Below are 19,870 nucleotides of genomic sequence, written 5' to 3' on the forward strand. Positions count from 1 at the left end.
GTGCACACCGACCAAGGAATGCCCGTGAACCCAACTGATCAAGCCTTGCCCCGCCCCCGGCCCAGCCGTGTGCGGACCGCTGCCCGCCGTCTGGGCATTGTCAGCGGTGTGCTCACCCTCGTCCTCTCCGCCGGCATGGCCATTGCCACGCCCGCCGCGTTCGCAGACGACCTCGAGGACCGCAAAGCCGCGCTCGAGGCTGAGGCTGCCCGTGTCCAGGCCTCCCTTGAGTTTGTCGATTCCCGCATCGCGAAGGCCGCCGGCGACCTGGTGATTTACCAGGGCCAACTGCCGGGCGCCCAGCAGGCGCTGCTGGAGGCACAGGGGCGGGTGGCCGGCGCTGTCAAGGAAGTCGAAGCATTGTCGGCACGTGTTGATATGGCCCAGCAAAACAAGGCCAAGATCACCCAGCAGATGGAAACTGACAAGCAGAAGATCGCGGACACCAAGAAGCTCATCGGCCAGATTGCCACCCAGGCCTACAAGTCAGGGGGCGTACCATCCAACCTGTCGCTCTTCTTTGGTTCCAACAGCGGCAGCAGCCTGACTGAAACGATGGATCTCGCGGACCAGGCCATGCGCAGCCAGAACGCGGCCATGGACAAGCTCAGCCAGCAGAATGCCACCAACGTCAACTCCGAAGCACGCCTTCAGGCTGTGGAAGCGGAGATCAAGGACCTGAAGGCCAAGGCCGACGCCGCGCTGGAGCGGGAAAAGGCCGCACGCGACGAAGCCGCGGCCAAGAAGGCCCAGGTTGACCAGCTGATTGCGGACACCACCCGCCTCGACGCTGAGCTCCAGGCGGCCAAGCCCGGGATCCAGGCGCAACTCGCCGGAGTCCAGGCCAACCAGAACCAGGTGGCAAACGAGATCGCCGAACGCGACCGCAAGGCCCGTGAGGCGTGGGAAGCGGAGCAGCGCCGGCAGGCGGAAGCTGCCCGGGCGGCTGCCGCCGCTGCCGCAGCTGCAGCCGCGGCAGCGAACCGCCCTGCCCCGCCTGTCCAACCGTACGTACCGCCCGCCGTCGGGTCGCCGTCGGCCTTTGGCCTCCGGCACCCCTTCGACGGAAGCATCCCCATCACCTCCGGATTCGGCTACCGTTCCACTCCGCCGGGCACCATCGACTTCTACGGCACGGGCGGATACATGCACACCGGCATCGACTTTGGGGCCGCCTGCGGTACTCCTGTGTACGCTGCCGCTGCCGGAGAGGTCTTCAGCTCGGGCTGGAACTCCGCTGACGGCGGCGGTTGGCGGGTCAAGATTGACCATGGCCTAATCCAAGGCAACACCCTGACCACCATCTATTACCACAACTCCAACATCGTGGTCTCGAACGGGCAACGGGTTTCACAGGGCCAGCTCATTGCCTACTCCGGCAGCACCGGCAACTCCACAGGCTGCCACGCGCACTTCGAAACCTGGCTCAACGGCGCTGCGGTGGACCCGATGGGGCTGCTCTAGGGGCGAACACCGCTGCCGTAGACTGGTATAGCTCCACGCCCGCCGGGCGGGGAGTGTCCAACCTGAACCTGAGGAGTTCTCCCGTGCCTAAAGAAAGTGGCCGTAAGGTAGTGGCCACCAACCGCAAGGCCCGGCACGACTACCACGTGCTGGACACTTACGAGGCCGGCATCGCGCTGATGGGCACCGAGGTGAAATCCCTGCGCGAAGGCCATGCCTCCATGGTGGACGGATTCTGCACGTTCTACAACGACGAACTGTGGATGGAAGCCATCCATATTCCCGAGTACAACCAGGGAAGCTGGACCAACCACGCCGCACGCCGCCGGCGTAAGCTGCTGCTGCACCGCGAGGAGCTCATCAAGATCTCCCGCAAGGTCCAGGAGGCCGGGTACACCATAGTGCCGCTCCAGCTTTACTTCGTGGACGGCCGCGCCAAGGTGGAAATTGCAGTTGCCCGCGGTAAACGCGAGTACGACAAGCGGCAGACACTGCGGGAGCAGCAGGACAACCGCGAAGCCCAGCGTGAGATGCGCGAACGCAACCGTCGCCGGTAGGAATTATTTTGTCGGAGCATGCGTTAGTATGGATAGTCCGGCAGGCTTGCCAGCCGGTTTGGTAACAAAATACGGGGATGATCGGTTTCGACGGTGTTAGTCGCGACAGGTGAAGCGGGCCGAGGATGCAGAATTATCTCGTAAACGCTTTCTGCAAACCAATAAGTGCCGAATCTAAGCGCACTGACTTCGCTCTTGCTGCCTAAGCAGTAAGACAGTCCGTCAGCCCGGGGTTGCTATCGCCCCGGATCCTGGCGTCATTTAGATAGCCACTGCTGTTTGCTCCCGTCATCGGAGTAAACGGGACTTTTAGATGACTGGGCCCGGATCAGCCAGCTGTTTGCAGCATGGCTGGGGCCGAGAAAATCCGACGCAAACTGCGCCCGGAGAAGCCCTGACAACACGACATCGGACGGGGGTTCAATTCCCCCCATCTCCACCCTGGAATAGGCCGGGACGTCCCAACGGATGTCCCGGCCTTTCCTTTAGCGCCCCGGTCCCAGGACCGGGGTGCTTTCGTTTGTTCGGCGAGGGAGCCGGCAGCATCGCCCCCGGGATGCCGGAATTATTGCCGGGCCTCGTTGAACCGTTGGGACAGGACGGGGACGAGGGACCGTATATAGCTGCGGGCGGCATGGTCATTGTCGAAGTAGACCTGCAGACCGCCAATGACCGCGTAGCAGCGCTGGCCATCGCAGAACTGGTCCGAGAGGTCGAGGACCTTGACGTTGGGCTTGCCCATGCCCTTGGCGGCTTCGGCAACCGGGTCCTGAACCAGCGCCTCCTCGCGTGCGTTGGCGCAATTGACGGGTTGCTGCGGGTTCAGCGCCACGCAGTCGGGGCTGGTGTGGTGAAGGGTCAGTGGCGGATCCCGGAAGACGAAGATCCGGCTGCCTGCCGCTGTCCAGTCACCGAACCTCTTCGTCACGGCATCCTTGTACTGATCGATTTGCGGCCGGCCGGTCCCGTCGTGGATTGTTTCACCTGCCCCGAACGAGGACGCGAAGACCATGTCGGGCTTTTCCTTGACGATCCGATCGGAGACCTGGGCGCTCCACCCGAGGCATCGCTGCTGTCCATGCGGGTCGGTGGCAGGCGCGCCCGCCACGGCCACCCGCTTCACGTCAACGAACGGACAACCGCCCAGCAGTGATTCCTTCAGCTTCCACTTGTGCAGCCGTGCGAGCTCGTACAGCCCGGCCTTCCACTGTTCGGCATGCGAGTCGCCTATCAGCCAGACATTCGCCTCCGGCTGTGCCCCTCCAGTGAAGTCGCACTCGACCAGGACCTGAAGGTCCTCGTAGACCACCGGATCCGCGGACGGGTGGCATTCGGGCGCGCTGAACCATGGTGCTTCGTTCGGCCCCACATTGGCGACCTTGGCGGGACCGAAGGGATCGCTGCAGCCATTGCGCTGGTCAAGGCTGCGCGCCCCGTGGCAAGGTTCGCCGATGAGGCTTTCCAGCTTCGCCGCTTCGGCGGCCTGGGCTTTGCCGAAGCTTAGAAGCAGGCCACCGGACAGAGCACAGACCAGTCCCGCCGTGACCGCCATGGCCGCAAAGACGCGGACCGGGTTGGCCTCCCGGAGGAGCCTGGTGCGGCCGGGGTCTTCGACGAGTTTCTTGGAGACATAGGAAAGCGCTATCGCACCCACCAAGATGGCCAGCTTGTCCTGCGTCAACAGCGAGTGGCCCACAAGCGCCGGTGCCAGGACGATTAAGGGCCAGTGCCACAGGTAGAGGGAATAGGACACATCGCCCAGAAACTGGACGGGCCGGGCAGCCACGATTCGGTTTGGTGACCACAGCGGTCCGGTCGGACCGGATGCGATCACCAGGACGGTCCCGGCCACGGGCACCACCGCGACGAAGCCTGGAAAGAAGGTCTGCTCGTTGAAGCAAAAGGCGGAATAGGCGATCAGACCGTATCCGAGCCACTGCGCCGAGCCTGACAACGCCACATGATGGCTGGGCAGCCGAACCCGCAGGGCTGCCATCGCATGCGGGCCACCGATGGCAATTAAGGCACCGGCGCCGAACTCCCAGGCGCGTGCCGGGGTCACAAAGTAGGCGGGGCTCCTGTTGGTGTAGGTGACCCAGATGCAAAATGCCAGCGCAGCGGCGCTGACGAGGGTGACTCCCAGCGCCAGCAAGGCCCGACGGCGGAGTCGCAGCCGGATCGCTGCCACCGAAAGCCCCAGGATCAGGAGCGGCCATACCAGGTAGAATTGCTCCTCCACCGAGAGGGACCAATAGTGCTGGACAGTTGAGGCGGCCTCGCTGTGGGCCGAATAATCCACCGATTTCGCTGCCAGTACCCAGTTCTCCACGTAAAGGACGGCCCCGATGGTGTCCTGGGCGATGGCCAGCCAGCGCGAGAACGGCAGCATCGCCCATGCCGCAAGCAGGGAAACCGACGCAACGAGGGTTGCGGCGGGAAGCAACCGCTTGATCCTCCGTGCGTAGAACTGTGCCAGATTGATGCGGTTTGACCGCTCCAGCTCGCCCAACAGGTGCTTGGAGATCAAATAGCCTGAGATCACGAAGAAGACATCGACACCAACGTAGCCACCGGACAGCCTTGCCGGCCACAGATGGTTGAGGACCACGAGCCCGACTGCAAGGGCACGCAGCGCCTGGATGTCCTTGCGGGTTGCGTTGACGGCCTCTGTCCGCCGCAGCTCCGCACGGCTTCGCATCACGACGTGTCCGGTCACGGGTACTCCTTGTTAATCTTCGTTTGAACGCAGCGCGCCTGCCGCTCCTGAGAGGTCACAAATGGTGTGCTTCTGCTGTGAACACCCTGCCTGCATGCCTGGACGAAACACCGGGAGGCAACAGCATCCAAGGGCCCTGCGGCGCTGGCCGGCAGCACCCTTTACGCGGAATTAGCTGAACGAAGACACCCGCCGCACAGGCGGCGATGGAATCGGCGAGGCTATGCAACAAGCGGGCTCTGCGTTTGCGCCGCTGCTGCAACCCCCGGGGGTACTCTAGCACCGCCCCGGGCACGGACTGGTTAGCGGCGGTTGCTTCCGTGTAAATCCTTGCCGTTGGGCGACGGCCGGTATCGCCGGGCCCAATTGCCCTAGTGGGGCCGCCGGCGGGACGCTACCTTCGACTACATGCACAACGACCCGCCGCAAACGCCCACCGAAGTCCTGGACGCCGGAACGTGCTGGGACCTGCTTCGAGGCGTTTCTGTCGGCCATCTCGCTGTGTTGGTGGACGGGTATCCGGAAGTCTTCCCCGTTAACTACAAGGTGGACCAGCAGTCAGTCGTATTCCGCACCGGCGAAGGAACCAAACTGCGCGCAGCCGGCGGACCGCTCGCCGTCGCCCTTGAAGCCGACGGCCATGACGATGCCAAGGCATGGAGCGTACTGGTCAAAGGCAGGGCCGTCATCCTGGGGCCTTCGGAGGAACTCCTGGCCGGAGCCGGCCTCACGTTGTTTCCCTGGCAGGCCGGAGACAAGGACCACTTCGTCCGGATCGTCCCCTCCTCCGTCAGCGGAAGGCGCTTCACCATCACGTCGCCGCTGACGTGGTGGAACCATGTGGGCCACCCACATGGCAGGGATACTGCGTAGCCCGCGGTGGGGCCCATCGGCCCTTTCCGGAACCGGTGCCGGCTGGTACCACTGACCTATGACTGTGTCGCCCACTGCCGCTGCCGCCAAGCCACCATTCGACGCCGTCATCTTCGACCTGGACGGGGTGGTCACCAATACGGCGCTGGTCCACCAGGCTGCCTGGAAGGATGCGTTCCAGCGGATCCTGCACGACCCCAGGGTACCGGCGGGCGCCAACCGTGCCCCGCTCAGCCGGACTGACTACCTCACCTTCATTGACGGGATGCCGCGTGAGGAAGGGGTGGTGCGCTTCCTGGCCACCCGCGGTGTGCCGGTTGACAAGGGTAAAGAGAGCGACGACGCCGGAGCCTGGACGGGATTCGGCCTGGGCGCCTGGAAGAACGAATACTTCCTCCAGCATCTTCGGGACGACGGCGTCCAAAGCTACCCCGGGACGCTCGACCTGCTGCAGCGGCTTGCAGGCGCGGAAGTGCCAACCGCAGTGGTCACCTCAAGCCGCAACGCCGCAGTGGTCCTGCAGGCCGCGGGGATCCACGATCTGTTCCAGATAGTGATTGACGGAACGACGGCGGCAGGGTTGGGTTTGCGCGGAAAGCCAGCCCCGGACGTCTTTCTTGCGGCCGTAACGCGACTGGGGGTGTCTCCGGCACATGCCGTGGTAGTGGAGGATTCGGCGGCAGGGGTGGAGGCCGGCCGGCGGGGCGGCTTCGGCCTCGTCGTGGGAATCGACCGCACCGGCAACCGCCGGCAGCTCGAAGCGGCCGGCGCCGGCATAGTCCTCAACGACGTGGGGGAGCTGGACCTGGGACAGGTCATCGGCAACGCGTGGCACCTGGTCTACGAAGGTTTCGACGCCGCGCACGAGGGACACCGGGAAGCCTTGACCACCCTGGGCAACGGCTACATGGGCGTGAGGGGAGCCGCGCCGGAGGGCGGCCCGTTCAGCTATGCCGGTATGTATCTTGGGGGCGTGTACAACCGGGTCGTGGTAACGGCCGCCGGAGAGGCGCTGCTGGAGGAACACATGGTCAACGCACCCGACTGCCTCCCGCTTGACCTGCGCCTGCCCGGCCAGCCCTGGTGGTCGTCAGGTGGGATGACCGTGGTTCGTGAGCGCCGCGTCCTGGACCTGCGAAGGGCGGTGCTGGAGCGGAGGCTGCTGTTGGAGGGCGAGGACCATCGCCGCCTGGAAGTGGTGCAGACCCGCTTCGCGTCCATGGCCGAACCCCACCTGCTGGTCCTTGAAACGGTGGTCACGGCGCTCGGCTGGAATGGAGAAGTGGAGGTCCGCACCGGCATAAATGCCGGGGTGCGCAACGCCAACCTGCCTGAACGCGCCCAGGGTTCCGACGTCCACCTCGCCGACAGGACTGCCGCGGTTGGCTCCCGCCGCGAGCGGCCCCGGGACCCAACCTCCGTCGTCGAAGTGGAAACAACCCAAAGCCTCATCCGGATCGCCGCAGCCTACCGGACGAACGCATCCCAGGAGCCGGCAGGAATCGATGAGGGCAGGGAAGGTTCCTTCCACTTCCATACCCTTCGGCTTTCCCTCAAGGCCGGCGAAGCGGTACGGATCACCAAGACGGTGGCAGTGGTGACGTCCCGCGACCGTGCCATAGCCTCTCCGGAAGCGGGTGCCAGGGCCGTGCTGGAGCGCACGGGTGGAGACTTCGCTTCGCTGCTGGCAGCGCACGAGGAGGCGTGGCGGCGCGAGCTCCGGCCGTTCCTGGTGGACATCGACGCTCCGGTCCAGGTGAGGCTGGTCCTCAACCTGCACATCTTCCACCTGCTGCAGACATTGACGCACCACACGACGGAACTGGATGCCGGCGTCACCGCACGCGGCCTGCACGGTGAAGGCTACCGCGGACACGTCTTTTGGGATGAGCTGTTCGTCCTGCCCGTGCTCACCTCAAGGACGCCGGACATCGCGCGCTCCGTCATCGAATACAGGTGGCGGCGGCTTCCCGCTGCCCGGTACGCAGCAGCTGTGGAGGGGCGGGCGGGGGCCAAGTTCCCCTGGCAAAGCGGCAGCGACGGGACCGAGGAAACGCCGAAATGGCTCTACAACGACAGGTCCGGCAGGTGGGTCAAGGACCACTCGCACCTCCAGGTCCACTCGGGCCTGGCTGTCGCCTTCAACGCTTGGCAGTACTTCCAGGCCACCGGGAACAAGATCTGGCTCCTTCAAAAGGGCGCTGAACTGGTAATCGAGGTTGCCAGGTTCTTCCGCTCCCTGGCCGACTACGACCAGCAGGGCGGCCGTTACCACCTGCGCGGCGTGGTGGGACCGGATGAATACCACACGGGTTACCCCGGCCGTGACAAACCAGGGCTGGACGACAATGCCTACACCAACGTCATGGCGGCATGGGTTTGCTCCCAGGCCGCCGGCATCATCTCCTTCCTGCATGGCAGCGAGCGCGCCGGGCTGATGGAACGCCTTGCCGTCACCGATGAGGAAACATCCGGGTGGGCGCGCATGGGGACCGCCATGTACGTCCCCTTTCACAGCGACGGCGTCATCAGCCAGTTCGAGGGCTATGGCGGGTTGCAGGAGCTCGACTGGGACCATTACCGGGACAGGTACGGTGACATTGAACGGCTGGACCTGATCCTGGAAGCCGAAAACGATGCAACCAACTGCTACAAGCTGGCAAAACAGGCGGATGTCCTGATGCTGCCGTACCTCCTGGGCCACGAGGGACTGTTCACCATCCTCCAGCGGTTGCATTACGGATTCACGCAGGAGCAACTCAACCGGACCATCGAGTACTACCTTGCCAGGACGGCCCACGGGTCCACCCTGAGCAGGGTTGCGCACGCGTCCGTCCTGGCAGGGCTGGACGCCGACAGGGCGTGGGACAGCTTCCGGGAAGCGCTCGACGCCGATCTGGACGACACCCAGCACGGCACCACACGCGCGGGTATCCATTTGGGCGCGATGGGCGGCACCATTGACGTGGTGCAGCGCAGCTTTGCCGGGCTGCGGTTCAGCGGGGAAACCATCCTGTTCGCTCCCAACCTGCCCACAGGTCTCCGCGCCGTCGCCTTCGAGGTCCTGTACCGCGGGCACCGTCTCCGGGTGCATCTCAAGGACGGGCGGATGAGCATCGCCTCTGCCCCCGGCGACGCCGGTCCCATCAAGGTGCACGTGGACGGAACCGACATCGTCCTGCCTCCCGGCCGGACCCGGCACTTCCCGTTGCCAGCCAGAACCCCGGGTTTGGCGGCGTCATGAAGCGCCTGGGGATCCTCACCAGCGGCGGTGACTGCCCGGGGGTCAACGCTGTCATCCGGGGAGCCGTGCTGGGTGGGGACGTCGCGCACGGCTTCGAATTCCTGGGGTTCAGGGACGGGTGGCGGGGCGTCCTGGAACAGGACGCCGTTCCTTTGCCCCGGACGAGCGTTCGGGGGATCTCTCGTCTCGGTGGAACAATCCTCGGCACGTCGCGGACCAACCCATTGGTGGGAAAAGGAATCGACGGCGTCCGCGCCAGTTTCCGGCGCAACGGACTGGAGGGCCTGATCGCCATCGGGGGAGAGGGGACCCTGGCGGCCGCCCGGGAACTGTGTGCGCAAGGCATCAACGTGGTGGGGGTGCCCAAGACCATCGACAACGACCTAGGCGCCACGGACTACACCTTTGGCTTCGACACCGCGGTCCAGACTGCCACGGAAGCCATCGACCGCCTGCGCACCACAGGCGAATCCCATCACCGCTGCATGGTGGCGGAAGTGATGGGCCGCAACGCGGGGTGGATAGCGCTGCATGCGGGGATGGCCTCCGGAGCGCACGCCATCCTGATACCCGAACACCCCGTGTCCATGGACCAGGTGTGCTCATGGGTGGTGTCCGCCCGGGACCGCGGCAGGGCGCCCCTTGTGGTGGTGGCCGAAGCTTTCGCACCCGAGGGCCACCCGGCGCCCTACGCACCACGTGGGCTGGATACTTTCGGCAGGCCGCGCCTGGGAGGGATCGGATTGCTGCTCGAAGGGGAGCTGCAGATGAGGACCGGCATCGAAACCCGGGCCACGGTCCTGGGGCACATCCAGCGCGGCGGCGAACCCACCGCCTTCGACCGGGTCCTTGCCACCCGGCTGGGCCTGGCCGCCGTCGAATCAGCAGCGGCCGGAAGGTGGGGCACCATGGTGTCGCTGCATGGCACGGACATCGTGAATGTGGGCCTGGAGGAGGCGCTGGGAGAACTGAAAGTGGTTCCCGAGGCGCGCTACCAGGAGGCCGCCGTCCTGTTCGGCTGACCCACCGGCGCCGTCGCCCGGGATCCCGGGGTCCACCGAACCCGTCGTGTCAAAACTACAGCCCAAAACTACAGCGCAGCGTGGTCCGGCCTGACCCGCAGGACAGCCGATCCGGTAATCCTGTCCGCTGCGAGGTCCTCCAGGGCCTTGTCGGCAGCGTCGAACGGGTACACGGTGGTGGTGAGGGACAGGGAAAGCCGGGATGCGAGGGCCAGGAACTCATGCCCGTCGGCCCTGGTGTTGGCTGTCACGCTGCGCACTTGCCGCTCGAAGAAGAGCTCCCTGCCGTAATTCAGGACCGGGATGTCGCTGAGGTGGATCCCGGCTATGGCCAGGGTCCCGCCACGGTCGAGGGCACGCAGTGCAACCGGAACAAGGTCACCTACCGGTGCAAACAGGATGGCGGAATCGAGCGGTACCGGGGGAGCATCATATGCGTCGCCCGCGTAATCCGCTCCCAACCCAAGGGCCAGCGAACGTGCACCTGCAGAGCGGGTCATGACGAACACCGACGCGCCCTGTTTGAGCGCCAACTGGGCAGTGATGTGGGCTGAACTGCCGAAACCGTAGATGCCCAGGCGCCCGCCCACCGGCAGCGCGGCGCGTTTCAGGGCCCGGTACCCGATGATCCCTGAGCACAGCAACGGCGCGGCCTGTTCGTCGGAGAATGCGGCAGGCACCGGGTAGGCGAAGTCCTCCGCAACTGTCATGTGCTCCGCATACCCGCCATCCCGGTCCCAGCCCGTAAAGACCGGCGACAGGCAAAGGTTTTCGTCACCGCGGCGGCAGTAGGAGCACTTGCCGCAGGTGCTGCCAAGCCAGGCCACACCAACCCTGTCACCTGTCCTGAACCGGGAGCAGTCCGCACCCCTTTCGATGACCACGCCCACTGCTTCGTGGCCCGGTACAACGTGCGGACGCCGCGGAGCGAGGTCGCCTTCAGCGAGATGGAGGTCCGTGCGGCAGACACCGCAGACGGTCACTTCCACGAGGAGTTCGCGGGCGGCCGGCGTGGGAGTATCACGGCGTCCCTGCAGCAACGGACGGGTGGAAATGGGGCCCGGCTGGTTCACCCACCACGCGCGCACAGTTCCTCCTGACCGTTCCCCGGCCGCTGCGTCCTGACCGGCCGCGGCCTATTCGAAGCCAGCGCGTGTTGCGTCATCCAGCGGGGTTTGCCACAGCAGCGGTGCAGTCACGGTAAAGCGCCTCCCCGTAACGGACTCCGGAGTAATGCGGATGAAGTGCTCCTGCCCTACGCCCTGCCACGGAAAAAGGGCACGACGGATGTCATCAAGGTCGGCGCCAGTGGGTGTCGTCTCCTGCGCCTTGCCCTTGATGACAACGCTCCACGCGAGGCCGAACTGCGAACTGACAGCATCGGCTTCCAGTGCCACAGCTGCATCCGACTGGATTGCCTGTTGTTTGGTGCCGCTGCCGGTGCGGAAAACCAGCGTTTGACCGTCCACCTTGTAATTGACAGGAAAGACATCGGGATGCCCGTCGGCGATGACAGCCAGCCGCCCCACCCCGGTTTGGGAAAGGAGCGTCCAACACTCCTCCGGGTCAAGGATTTCCGGCGCAGGTACGTTCGTGTTGTCAGTCATAGGCCACAGCGTAGGCAACTCTCCTGCTTCCGGAAAGGGCATAAAGGGCCGGGGATGGAGGGAGGACCTATGGCACTTGGGGCACGGCCCACGCGATGGGACGCTGTGGGATGCCTGACTGGGTCGCACATTGCACGCGGCCGCCCGGCAAGCTGCAAAGCAGGCCTTCACCCAAGGAGAAACAATGAAAGCCCTCGTCTACGGCGGACCCGGCGACAAGTCCTGGACCGAGGTCCCCGACCCCCGGATCCAGCAACCCGGCGACGCCATCGTCAAAGTCGATACGACCACCATCTGCGGTACCGATCTGCACATCCTCAAAGGTGACGTACCCGCCGTCGAAAAGGGCCGGATCCTTGGCCACGAGGGCGTGGGGACCATCGTAGAAACTGGCCCTTCCGTAACCGGCCTGAAGGTGAACGACCGCGTGATCATCTCCTGCATCAAGTCCTGCGGCCACTGTGCCAACTGCAAAACGGGCCTGTACTCACACTGCCTGGGAGACGAGGGGCAGGAAGGCACGGGCTGGATCTTCGGCCACCTGATCGACGGTACCCAGGCCGAGTATGTCCGCGTGCCCTACGCCGACAACTCGCTGCACCTGTTGCCTGCGGGCGTCAGTGACGAACAGGCCGTCATGCTCTCGGACATCCTTCCCACCGGATTCGAAATCGGTGTCCAGTACGGCAGGGTCAAGCCCGGCGACAGCGTGGCGGTAGTCGGTGCAGGGCCGGTGGGCCTGGCGGCGATGGCCACCGCAGGACTGTATGGTGCCGCCACCGTGGTGGCCATCGACCTTGACGCCAACCGCCTCCAGAAAGCAAGGGAGTTCGGGGCCACGGACACGGTTCTCTCGGGCAGCGCTCATTGGAAGGAACAGGTCCTGTCGCTGACAGGCGGGTACGGCGTCGACGTGGCCATCGAAGCGGTGGGCGTGCCCGCAACGTTCGCCATGTGCACCGACATTGTCCGGCCGGGCGGATCCGTAGCCAACGTGGGGGTGCACGGAAAACCGGTGGAACTGCACCTGGAGAACCTGTGGATCCAGAACATCAACATCAGCATGGGACTGGTTAATACCAATACCACGCCCATGCTGCTCAAGCTCGTGGCGCAGGGAAAAATCCAGGCTGAAAGGTTCGCTACCCACCACTTTGGCTTCGACCAGTTCCTCGAGGCCTATGACACCTTTTCGCGGGCTGCGGAGACCAAGGCGCTCAAGGTGGTCCTGCAATCCTGAAGCGCCGGTCCTGATGTATCCGCGCGTACAGCGGGTACCTAAAGCCAGTCAGCGGAAAAATCCACCGGCGGCCACCACCGCGTGCGTGACCTGACGGCGAACCTGCGCCCGGTGAGGTCCGTGGGTGCCAGGGCCACCAGGTGGTCCTTGATGCCGGGCTGCCATGGCTCCCGGTCGGCGTCGTCGTCCGGCAGGGACATCCGGGTTTCGTCAAAGGGTTCCGGCCTGCCCTTCGCCACCACGCTCCAGACTTCCGTGGCATAGGGATTGAGCCCGTCCACCTCGAAGGCGGCAACTGCACCGCTCAGCAGCGCGCGAAGCTTGGTGCCCGGAGCGGTCCGGAACACCAAGGTTTCCCCCGCAACAGAAAAATTCACGGGAAAGATCTCCGGAATGTCGCCGTTGATGACCGCCAGCCGGCCGATGTAGGAGGACCGAAGGTACCCGCCAGCACTCGTCGGCGTGCAGAATTTCAGTTTGAGACCCTGCAGGGGAATCAGTCATGGTACCGATCCTAGAGCCTGGAGAGCAGGTGCGCACGGGAGCCGGCCGGACGCGGGACCGAACCGGGACGCTGGAAGAGGAACGTGAGCCCGCACTTCTTCAGCAGGTATTCCACCCCCACGCAGGCTGCGACGACGGCCCCCGTCAGTACCAAGGGATACAGGAGGGCAATGGGCGCGGACTTCGAAATGGCCGGCACAAGCGGTGACAAGGGACCATGAAAAGCCAGGATGAGTAAATCCATGATCGGCGTATGCAGGAGGTAGATGCCGAGGGTACGGCGGCCAACCCAGGACCCTGCCGCCGCAATTGGCCGGTAGCGGGTTACGGCACTGATAAAGGCCACAAGCGCAGTGGCAGCCGCCAGTCCCTGCACAATGTAGACAGCCTGGTCGATGCCCGGGTGGGTGTCCGGCAGCGCCATCAGGGCGAGGAAGACGGGGACCGCCGAAGCGAAATACAGCATCCTGCGGGTGCCGGCGATCTGCAGGAAGAGGTCCTTTCCGTACACTCCTGCCGCGAAGAAGACGGCCAGTTCCGGCACTTTGCCCCACTGTCCGGCAGTGCTGTCGACAAATAGCGCAGTGAGGATGCTCAGGGCCGCCAGGGCCGCGAGCACCACCAACGGCGGAAGTTTCCGGCAGAAAGCCAGCAGGGGTACATAGACGGCCAGGGCGAAAACAAACCACAGGGGAGTGTCCGGCGCGATGAGCTGCAGGAAGAAATCACCGATCGAGACAACCCGCTGGGGCCGCGGCGAATTCGCCACGACAATGCTGAGCAGTGCATAGATGAGCAGCCATACGGCATAGAGGTAGTAGTTGCTCAGGCTGGAGTTCCAGGCCTTTCCGTTGCCGAACCCGTTGCGGACCTTCGAAGCGGCAAGGATTCCGGAAACCGCGAGAAGGAGCGGCATCCGCACCGAGCCCAGTGCCGTTGCCGCCGCGTCCCAGAAGGTGAACGCCACACTGCTTTCGTGTTCAAACCTGAGGAAATGCCACAGGCCAACGTGGAACAGGACCACCGCCACGACGCAAAGTCCCCGTGCTGCGTCAATCCATTCGATGCGAACCTTCGCTGGCGGCTGGATCGGCGCTGGATCGTGACTTCCCCGTGTCATTGCATCAAGCTAGCAGCGCCGCAAATGCAATCCCCTGACTTGATGGAATTTTGAGGGTAGAAGACCACGCCCCGCACGTGAGCTCGTTCACCCAAGGCGTAGCGGAGCCGGGACTGGAAGCGTCCGGGGCATCGTTGTTCTCCATAAGGCCGCGGGTAGGCAAATACTGCCCGGGGTGGGACACAGGCAGGAGGTGCGCCGTGCAACAGGCGCAGGAACCCCTACAACCGGAGGACAGCGACGTCCTGGACTCGTACTCGCAAACCGTGATGCGGGTGGCGGCTGCGGTGACCCCGCATGTCGCAGCGATTGAGATGACTGCAACGCGCCGCAACGGACGGGTGAGGGTGGGAGCGGGCTCGGCGGTGCTCTTCACGGAGGACGGCTACCTGCTCACGAATTCGCACGTCGTGGCCGGCACGCGGCAGGGATTTGCAGTCTTTGGCGACGGCAGCAGGATGGAACTCGAACTGGTGGGTGCAGACCCACTGTCCGACCTCGCGGTGGTGCACGGTTCCCGGCCCAGGGTCCAGCCGGTGGAGTTTGGCGCGGCGGAGTCCCTTCGGGTAGGCCAACTGGTGGTTGCGGTGGGAAACCCGCTGGGACTGGCGGGTTCGGTCACGGCAGGGGTGGTCAGCGGCCTGGGCCGGGCCATACCTGTCTGGTCAGGCGGTAACAGGCGGGTCATCGAGGATGTGATCCAGACGGACGCGGCCCTGAACCCCGGAAACTCCGGCGGTGCGCTCGCGGACACCCATTCCAGGATCGTGGGTATTAACACCGCGGTGGCGGGTGCCGGCCTGGGGCTGGCCATCCCGATCAACGCCACCACCCGCAGGATCATCTCGGCGCTGTTGGCGGACGGGAGGGTGCGCCGTGCGTACCTGGGCCTGGTCAGCACTCCGATCCAGCTCACGCCCAGTGCCGTGATCCGTTCCGGGTTGCGCGAAGGGCTCCGCGTCGTGGAGGTGCTGGCTGGTTCCCCGGCAGGCAAGGCAGGCCTGCGCGCAGGGGACATCATCGTGACGGCCGGAGGCCGCCCCGTCAGCAATGCCGAGAGTCTGCAGCGGCTCCTGTTTTCCGACGCCATCGGCCAGCCGCTCGATGTGGAAGTCCTGCGCGACGGCACCGAGCCGCGCCTCACTGCTGTTCCGGAGGAAATGACCGCCAACGGCACGGGGTGAGGTCCGACGGCGGTCCGGCACCCCACGCGGGCCCGTGCGGAAAGCTACGGGCGAACCTGGGGCGCTTCCACGTCCACGATGCCCACGAAACGCGTGCCCACGCCGTCGTACTCGCTGCGGACGCAGCCGGGACGGAGGGGCGGGATTTCCGCAGGGGCATGGTGCCCGCAGACCACATAGGTAAAGTCCGGCCACCACTTTTTGGGCCGCGCCGCTTCCTCGTAACCGCAGACGGCGCATTCCAGGTGCACCCAGACGGGCCGCTTTCCCGTCCGGTTGGCGCGCGACTGCACAAGCCAGGAAGGGGGATTGTCCAGGATGGCGCGGAGTTCGGCTTCCGTCATCCACTTGGGCAGCCCGTGCCGCTGTGCCATTTCAAGGGGAACATCAAGGGTTATTGCCGCGTCACGTCTGCTGATCATCACCTTCAACCATACGGGAGCCGGCCAAATCGCCGGGCCGGAGCCGGTAACCGGAAATCAGCCGGCCAGCGCGATGCCCGCGGCCGCGGCGATAAAGCCCAGGACAAGGTTTACGGCGATGTTCAGCACGGCCGAGCCGAAGCGGGCCTCGCTGAGCAGCCGGATGGTGGCTGTGGTCCAGGAACTGAAAGTGGTGAGTCCGCCGGCCAGGCCGGTGGCCAGGCCCAGCTGCCATTCGGTGCCCAGCCCCAACCTGGCAGTCACGCCGTGGGAGAGTCCGATGATGAAGCACCCGGCCACATTGACCAGCAGGGTGGCCCAGGGCCAGTGCAGTGCTCCGCGGCCGTCAGTGCGGACGCTTCGGATGCTGCTGTGGTGGGCAAACCAGCTGTCCACCCCGAACCGCAGGAGTGCGCCGGCCACGCCGAAGACTCCCACCAGGGCCGCTGCGATCATGTCCGGCCGTCCCGGCTGCGCGAGAGGAACCTGCCGGTCCGCCACCCCGCGCCGGCGGCCGCCAGGCCAAGGACCAGTGACAGCGCCAGGTACGTGATCCAGACCGGGTGGGCGGAGGCCCGCACCAACTGGTCGGAGGCGTAGATGACCGCGGAAAAGGTGGTGAAGGAGCCCAGCAGGCCGGGCCCCAGGGCCGCGCGAAGCCAGAACGCCGTCTGCGGGCGGGCCATCCAGAGAGTGGTCAGTGCCGCCAGGACGAAACTGCCGCTGATGTTGATGGCCAGGGTGGCCCAGGGAACGGAGCCGGGCGCGTCCGGGAATGCCAGCCCCAGCCCGTAGCGCAATTCGCTGCCGATCAACGCCCCAACGGCCACGGCCAGCCAGGCGGAGCTGCCGGGCATCGACACGTCAGCGTCCGCCCAGGACGCAGCCCGGGTGGGGGGTGTCGCTGGAGACCCACAGCGCGGAGGCGATTTCATCGGCAAGGTCATAGTCGCGGGGTGCGCCGGAGCCGCCGATCCGCACGACCAGGGCACCGCCGAACGGACGCCGGCCCACCACCTCCACTTCCTCGTCGAGGTCGATGTCCTGTGAGGCGAGGTACCGCAGCAGCTCAGGGTTGTCATCGCTGATCCGGGTAATCCGGCCACTGTGGCCCTCGTCCAGTTCGGCGAGCAGGTGGGCGTGCGGCATCAGCACCTGGCCATCGGCCGTGGGAATGGGGTCGCCGTGCGGGTCCCGTTTCGGGTCCCCGAGCTTGGCCGCGACACGTTTGATGAACGTGTCCGAGACCGCGTGCTCCAGCTGTTCAGCCTCATCGTGCACTTCATCCCAGCTGTAGCCAAGCCGCTGGACCAGGTACGTCTCGATCAGCCGGTGGCGGCGGACCATGGCAAGGGCCAGCCGCAGTCCAGCCTCGGTCAGGGTGACGGCGCTGTAGGGCTTGTGGTCCACCAGGCCCTGGTCCTTCAGTTTGCGGACCATTTCGGAAACCGAAGAATTGGCAACGCCCAGCCGCTGTGCCAGCTGCGAGGACGTGATGGGCTTGTCCTGCCATTCGGTGAATGAGTAGATGACCTTGACGTAGTCCTCGATCGAGGAGGAGGGCGCGCTGGTCTTCACGGGTTCAAGCCTACCGGGTGCTCCCCGGCCGCAGCGTCTGCTGCGTTCATGCCTTGACGGCGCGCCAGGCGAGCGTGAGGTATGGAAGGTCGAGTTCCTGCCCAGGGCCGTAGGCGAGGTGTTCGTGCAGGTACCAGTCCAGGTTCGCCAGGACCTTGGCCCGCGTGGCCTCACCGGCGCGGAGGTAGTAACTGCGCGACTTGGTGAGCTCCATCAGGTCTGCGGTGGTCACCGTGTCCTGCCAGTGCGTCACGTGCCCTTCGAGCCCGTGGAATTCGGGTCCCACCACGGGTTTGTGGCCCGGCCGGTATACGTCACCGGCGTGCATGATCCGCGAGAGCCGGTGCACCCAGGGCACCGAGGTGTCCAGCTGGTTCCACACCAGGCCCAGGGTTCCGTTCGGGCGCAGGACCCGGGCGAGTTCGGTGCTTGCAGCCAGGGGGTCGCACCAGTGCCATGCCTGGGCAACGGTTACGACGTCGAATCGCGCGGCGGGAAGTCCGGTCACCTCGGCCGTGCCCAGCACAGCCGTGGCGGCAGGGTAGTGGGCTTTCAGCTGGGTGAGCATGTCCGCAGAGGGGTCGACGGCGGTAACGTCCAGTCCCATGTCCAGCAGCAGCGCGGTGAACTTTCCCGTGCCCGCCCCGATGTCCAGGGCATCATGGGCGCCGGCGGGCACCAGCCACCGGGCCGACTCCTCCGGGTATCCGGGCCGGACCCGCTGGTAATGCCTTCCGCCGTCCTGGAAACTCTGCCCGAGCTCCCGGCGCCGCCCGGGATCGAGCTTTGGGCCGCCCCAGACCACGTGGCCTCCTTCTGATGCTGCCGATGTGGATGTCTTTTGAATCTACCGCACGGAGGGCATCAGCAGGTTGGCGGAAAAGGCGACCCCCTGCTCAGTCGTCGAGGCAGGGTGCTGCCCCGGCCGTCCCCGGTGTGTTGGGTGCCCAGTGGGGGTAGGTGCGGGAGTCGTTGGCGGGTATCCAGCGGCCCGCATCCACCACGTAGTCCCAGCCCAGCCCCTCGCTGCGCAGCGCTCGAATCCCCGCGAGGAGGCGTTCGGCGTCCTCCAGCCGCGAGCCGACGCCGAAGCTTGCCCGAAGGGAGCCGGACGGCAGGCCCAGGCGCTTCAGCAGGGGGTGGGCGCAGAAGCGTCCGTCGCGCAGGCCCACCCCGTGCTCAGCCGACAGGTAGGCGGCCACCAGCCCTGCGTCGTAGCCCTCAACGGAGAAGTTGACCACGCCGATGGTGTCCGTTTCGGGGTCCGTGTCCTTGAAGATCTGGTGGACCGTGACGCCGTTGATGCCCTGCAGGCCCTCCACCAGGAATGAGCGGATGGCGGATTCGTGTGCGTGCCACCGGTCCTGGTCCAGCCCGGCGATGACCTGGGTGGCGCGGGCCAGGGTGGCGGCGCCGAGGACGTTCGGGGAGCCCCCCTCATGGCGGGCCGGCCCGGTGGCCCAGCTGACGCCGTCGAGCCTTGCTTCCTTCACGGCGCCGCCGCCGGCGAGGTGCGGGGTTCCCGCGTCCAGCCAGTCGGGCCGTCCCACCAGCACACCTGCGCCGAAGGGCGCGTAAAGCTTGTGGCCGGAAAAGGCGAGGTAGTCGATGCCGTCCGCGCTGATGTCCACGCGGCGGTGCGGCGCCAGCTGGGCTGCGTCCACGACGATCCGGGCGCCGTGCCGGTGGGCCAGGGCAGCCAGGGCGCGGATGGGCAGGACTTCGCCGGTGACGTTGGAAGCGCCGGTTACCGCCAGCAGGCTGACTCCGCCGTGTTCCAGTTCGGCGCGGACGGCGTCCAGGGTGCCGGTAATGGTGTCGGCGGCAACGATGCTGCGGTGCGGAACGCCCTGCCATGGCAGCAGGTTGGCGTGGTGTTCGATGTCCAGGTAGAGGACGTCGCCGTCGTGCCGGCCGTCGGTGAGCGGCAGGCAGCCCGCCAGCAGGTTCAGGGAATCGGTGGTGTTGCGGGTGAAAATCACCGAATCATCCGGGCGGCCGCCCACGAAATCCCGGACGATGGTGCGGGCATTCTCGTACACAGAGGTGCTGATCTGGGAGGCGTACCCGGCGCCGCGGTGGACGCTGGCGTAGTAGGGCAGGACTTCGTTCAGGTAGGCGGACACCACGGAGAGCGCCGGGGCGGAGGCACCATAGTCCAGGTTCGCGTACCGCACGTGGCCGCCCGTGATCAGCGGCGCCTGGATCTCGGCGCCAGTGACGGCGGCGAGGGGCCGGCCGGCGATGCCACGGGGTTCAGCAGCTTCGGCAATGGCGGGCTTGGGGGAGACGGTGGCAGTTGTCACAGAGACCTCACTTGAATACAGGACTCCGGCATA

At 65.7% G+C, this 19,870-nt stretch carries 18 protein-coding genes and 1 other RNA gene; 8 read left to right on the forward strand and 11 right to left on the reverse strand.

All coding sequences use genetic code 11. The features are described 5' to 3' along the window. The first annotated feature begins 18 nt into the window (after positions 1-18). The 3 genes from QF031_RS06665 (at position 19) to ssrA (ending at position 2,463) form a co-directional block, all read left to right on the forward strand. On the forward strand, positions 19-1,464 hold the full coding sequence (locus QF031_RS06665; RefSeq protein ID WP_307425717.1) for a M23 family metallopeptidase: 1,446 nt from the start codon (positions 19-21) through the stop codon (positions 1,462-1,464). Between the two features lie 83 nt (positions 1,465-1,547). Beyond that, a complete protein-coding gene (smpB, locus tag QF031_RS06670) occupies positions 1,548-2,021 on the forward strand; it encodes an SsrA-binding protein SmpB (protein ID WP_043453530.1) in 474 nt (157 codons plus the stop codon). Positions 2,022-2,094: 73 nt separating this feature from the next. Next, positions 2,095-2,463: a transfer-messenger RNA gene (gene ssrA, locus QF031_RS06675) on the forward strand. A gap of 123 nt (positions 2,464-2,586) precedes the next feature. Here the strand turns inward: ssrA and QF031_RS06680 are convergent. After that, complete coding sequence (locus tag QF031_RS06680) at positions 2,587-4,737, reverse strand: acyltransferase family protein (protein WP_307425719.1); 2,151 nt, start codon at positions 4,735-4,737, stop codon at positions 2,587-2,589. 408 nt (positions 4,738-5,145) lie between these two features. Here QF031_RS06680 and QF031_RS06685 point away from each other — a divergent pair, with 408 nt between their 5' ends. The 3 genes from QF031_RS06685 to QF031_RS06695 are packed head-to-tail and all read left to right on the forward strand — an operon-like array spanning position 5,146 to position 9,876. Continuing rightward, positions 5,146-5,610, forward strand: a complete 465-nt coding sequence (locus QF031_RS06685; RefSeq protein WP_307425723.1) for a pyridoxamine 5'-phosphate oxidase family protein — start codon at positions 5,146-5,148, stop codon at positions 5,608-5,610. A 58-nt stretch (positions 5,611-5,668) separates the two neighbouring features. Beyond that, the gene (locus QF031_RS06690; RefSeq protein ID WP_307425725.1) at positions 5,669-8,854 is read left to right on the forward strand and encodes an HAD-IA family hydrolase; all 3,186 of its coding nucleotides are present in this window, start codon (positions 5,669-5,671) and stop codon (positions 8,852-8,854) included. Beyond that, a complete protein-coding gene (locus QF031_RS06695) occupies positions 8,851-9,876 on the forward strand; it encodes an ATP-dependent 6-phosphofructokinase (protein ID WP_307425728.1) in 1,026 nt (341 codons plus the stop codon). The genes QF031_RS06690 and QF031_RS06695 overlap by 4 nt, the downstream gene beginning before the upstream one ends. Before the next feature lie 68 nt (positions 9,877-9,944). On the opposite strand, the gene QF031_RS06700 is transcribed toward QF031_RS06695, so the two are convergent. Together QF031_RS06700 and QF031_RS06705 are read right to left on the reverse strand one after the other, a co-directional pair. After that, positions 9,945-10,964: a zinc-dependent alcohol dehydrogenase family protein gene (locus tag QF031_RS06700; RefSeq protein ID WP_307425730.1), complete on the reverse strand. Its 1,020-nt coding sequence runs from the start codon at positions 10,962-10,964 to the stop codon at positions 9,945-9,947. A 48-nt stretch (positions 10,965-11,012) separates the two neighbouring features. Then, positions 11,013-11,483, reverse strand: coding sequence for a pyridoxamine 5'-phosphate oxidase family protein (locus QF031_RS06705; protein ID WP_307425733.1), 471 nt, complete (start codon positions 11,481-11,483; stop codon positions 11,013-11,015). Positions 11,484-11,667: 184 nt separating this feature from the next. On the opposite strand from QF031_RS06705, the gene QF031_RS06710 reads away from it, so the two are divergent. After that, on the forward strand, positions 11,668-12,723 hold the full coding sequence (locus QF031_RS06710; RefSeq protein WP_307425735.1) for a zinc-dependent alcohol dehydrogenase family protein: 1,056 nt from the start codon (positions 11,668-11,670) through the stop codon (positions 12,721-12,723). Positions 12,724-12,761: 38 nt separating this feature from the next. Here the strand turns inward: QF031_RS06710 and QF031_RS06715 are convergent, their stop codons facing one another. Beyond that, the gene (locus QF031_RS06715) at positions 12,762-13,223 is read right to left on the reverse strand and encodes a pyridoxamine 5'-phosphate oxidase family protein (RefSeq protein ID WP_307433193.1); all 462 of its coding nucleotides are present in this window, start codon (positions 13,221-13,223) and stop codon (positions 12,762-12,764) included. 14 nt (positions 13,224-13,237) lie between these two features. Next, positions 13,238-14,347, reverse strand: coding sequence for an acyltransferase family protein (locus tag QF031_RS06720; protein ID WP_307425738.1), 1,110 nt, complete (start codon positions 14,345-14,347; stop codon positions 13,238-13,240). 200 nt (positions 14,348-14,547) lie between these two features. Between QF031_RS06720 and QF031_RS06725 the strand changes: the two genes are divergently transcribed. Next, a complete protein-coding gene (locus tag QF031_RS06725; RefSeq protein ID WP_307425741.1) occupies positions 14,548-15,531 on the forward strand; it encodes a S1C family serine protease in 984 nt (327 codons plus the stop codon). Between the two features lie 44 nt (positions 15,532-15,575). On the opposite strand, the gene QF031_RS06730 is transcribed toward QF031_RS06725, so the two are convergent. From QF031_RS06730 to QF031_RS06755, 6 genes are all read right to left on the reverse strand, one after another. Next, complete coding sequence (locus QF031_RS06730; protein WP_307425744.1) at positions 15,576-15,953, reverse strand: hypothetical protein; 378 nt, start codon at positions 15,951-15,953, stop codon at positions 15,576-15,578. Between the two features lie 57 nt (positions 15,954-16,010). Then, positions 16,011-16,409: a fluoride efflux transporter FluC gene (locus QF031_RS06735; RefSeq protein ID WP_307425746.1), complete on the reverse strand. Its 399-nt coding sequence runs from the start codon at positions 16,407-16,409 to the stop codon at positions 16,011-16,013. Further along, on the reverse strand, positions 16,406-16,810 hold the full coding sequence (locus QF031_RS06740) for a fluoride efflux transporter FluC (RefSeq protein WP_307433196.1): 405 nt from the start codon (positions 16,808-16,810) through the stop codon (positions 16,406-16,408). Before QF031_RS06740 ends, QF031_RS06735 begins: the two co-directional genes overlap by 4 nt. 7 nt (positions 16,811-16,817) lie before the next feature. Continuing rightward, positions 16,818-17,531, reverse strand: coding sequence for a metal-dependent transcriptional regulator (locus QF031_RS06745; RefSeq protein ID WP_307425748.1), 714 nt, complete (start codon positions 17,529-17,531; stop codon positions 16,818-16,820). A gap of 46 nt (positions 17,532-17,577) precedes the next feature. Next, the gene (locus QF031_RS06750; RefSeq protein ID WP_307425750.1) at positions 17,578-18,336 is read right to left on the reverse strand and encodes a class I SAM-dependent methyltransferase; all 759 of its coding nucleotides are present in this window, start codon (positions 18,334-18,336) and stop codon (positions 17,578-17,580) included. Positions 18,337-18,427: 91 nt separating this feature from the next. Next, positions 18,428-19,837, reverse strand: coding sequence for an aminotransferase class V-fold PLP-dependent enzyme (locus QF031_RS06755; RefSeq protein WP_307425752.1), 1,410 nt, complete (start codon positions 19,835-19,837; stop codon positions 18,428-18,430). Positions 19,838-19,870 lie beyond the last annotated feature (33 nt).

It is taken from the genome of Pseudarthrobacter defluvii, assembly GCF_030816725.1.
GTDB classification, from domain to species: domain Bacteria; phylum Actinomycetota; class Actinomycetes; order Actinomycetales; family Micrococcaceae; genus Arthrobacter; species Arthrobacter defluvii_A.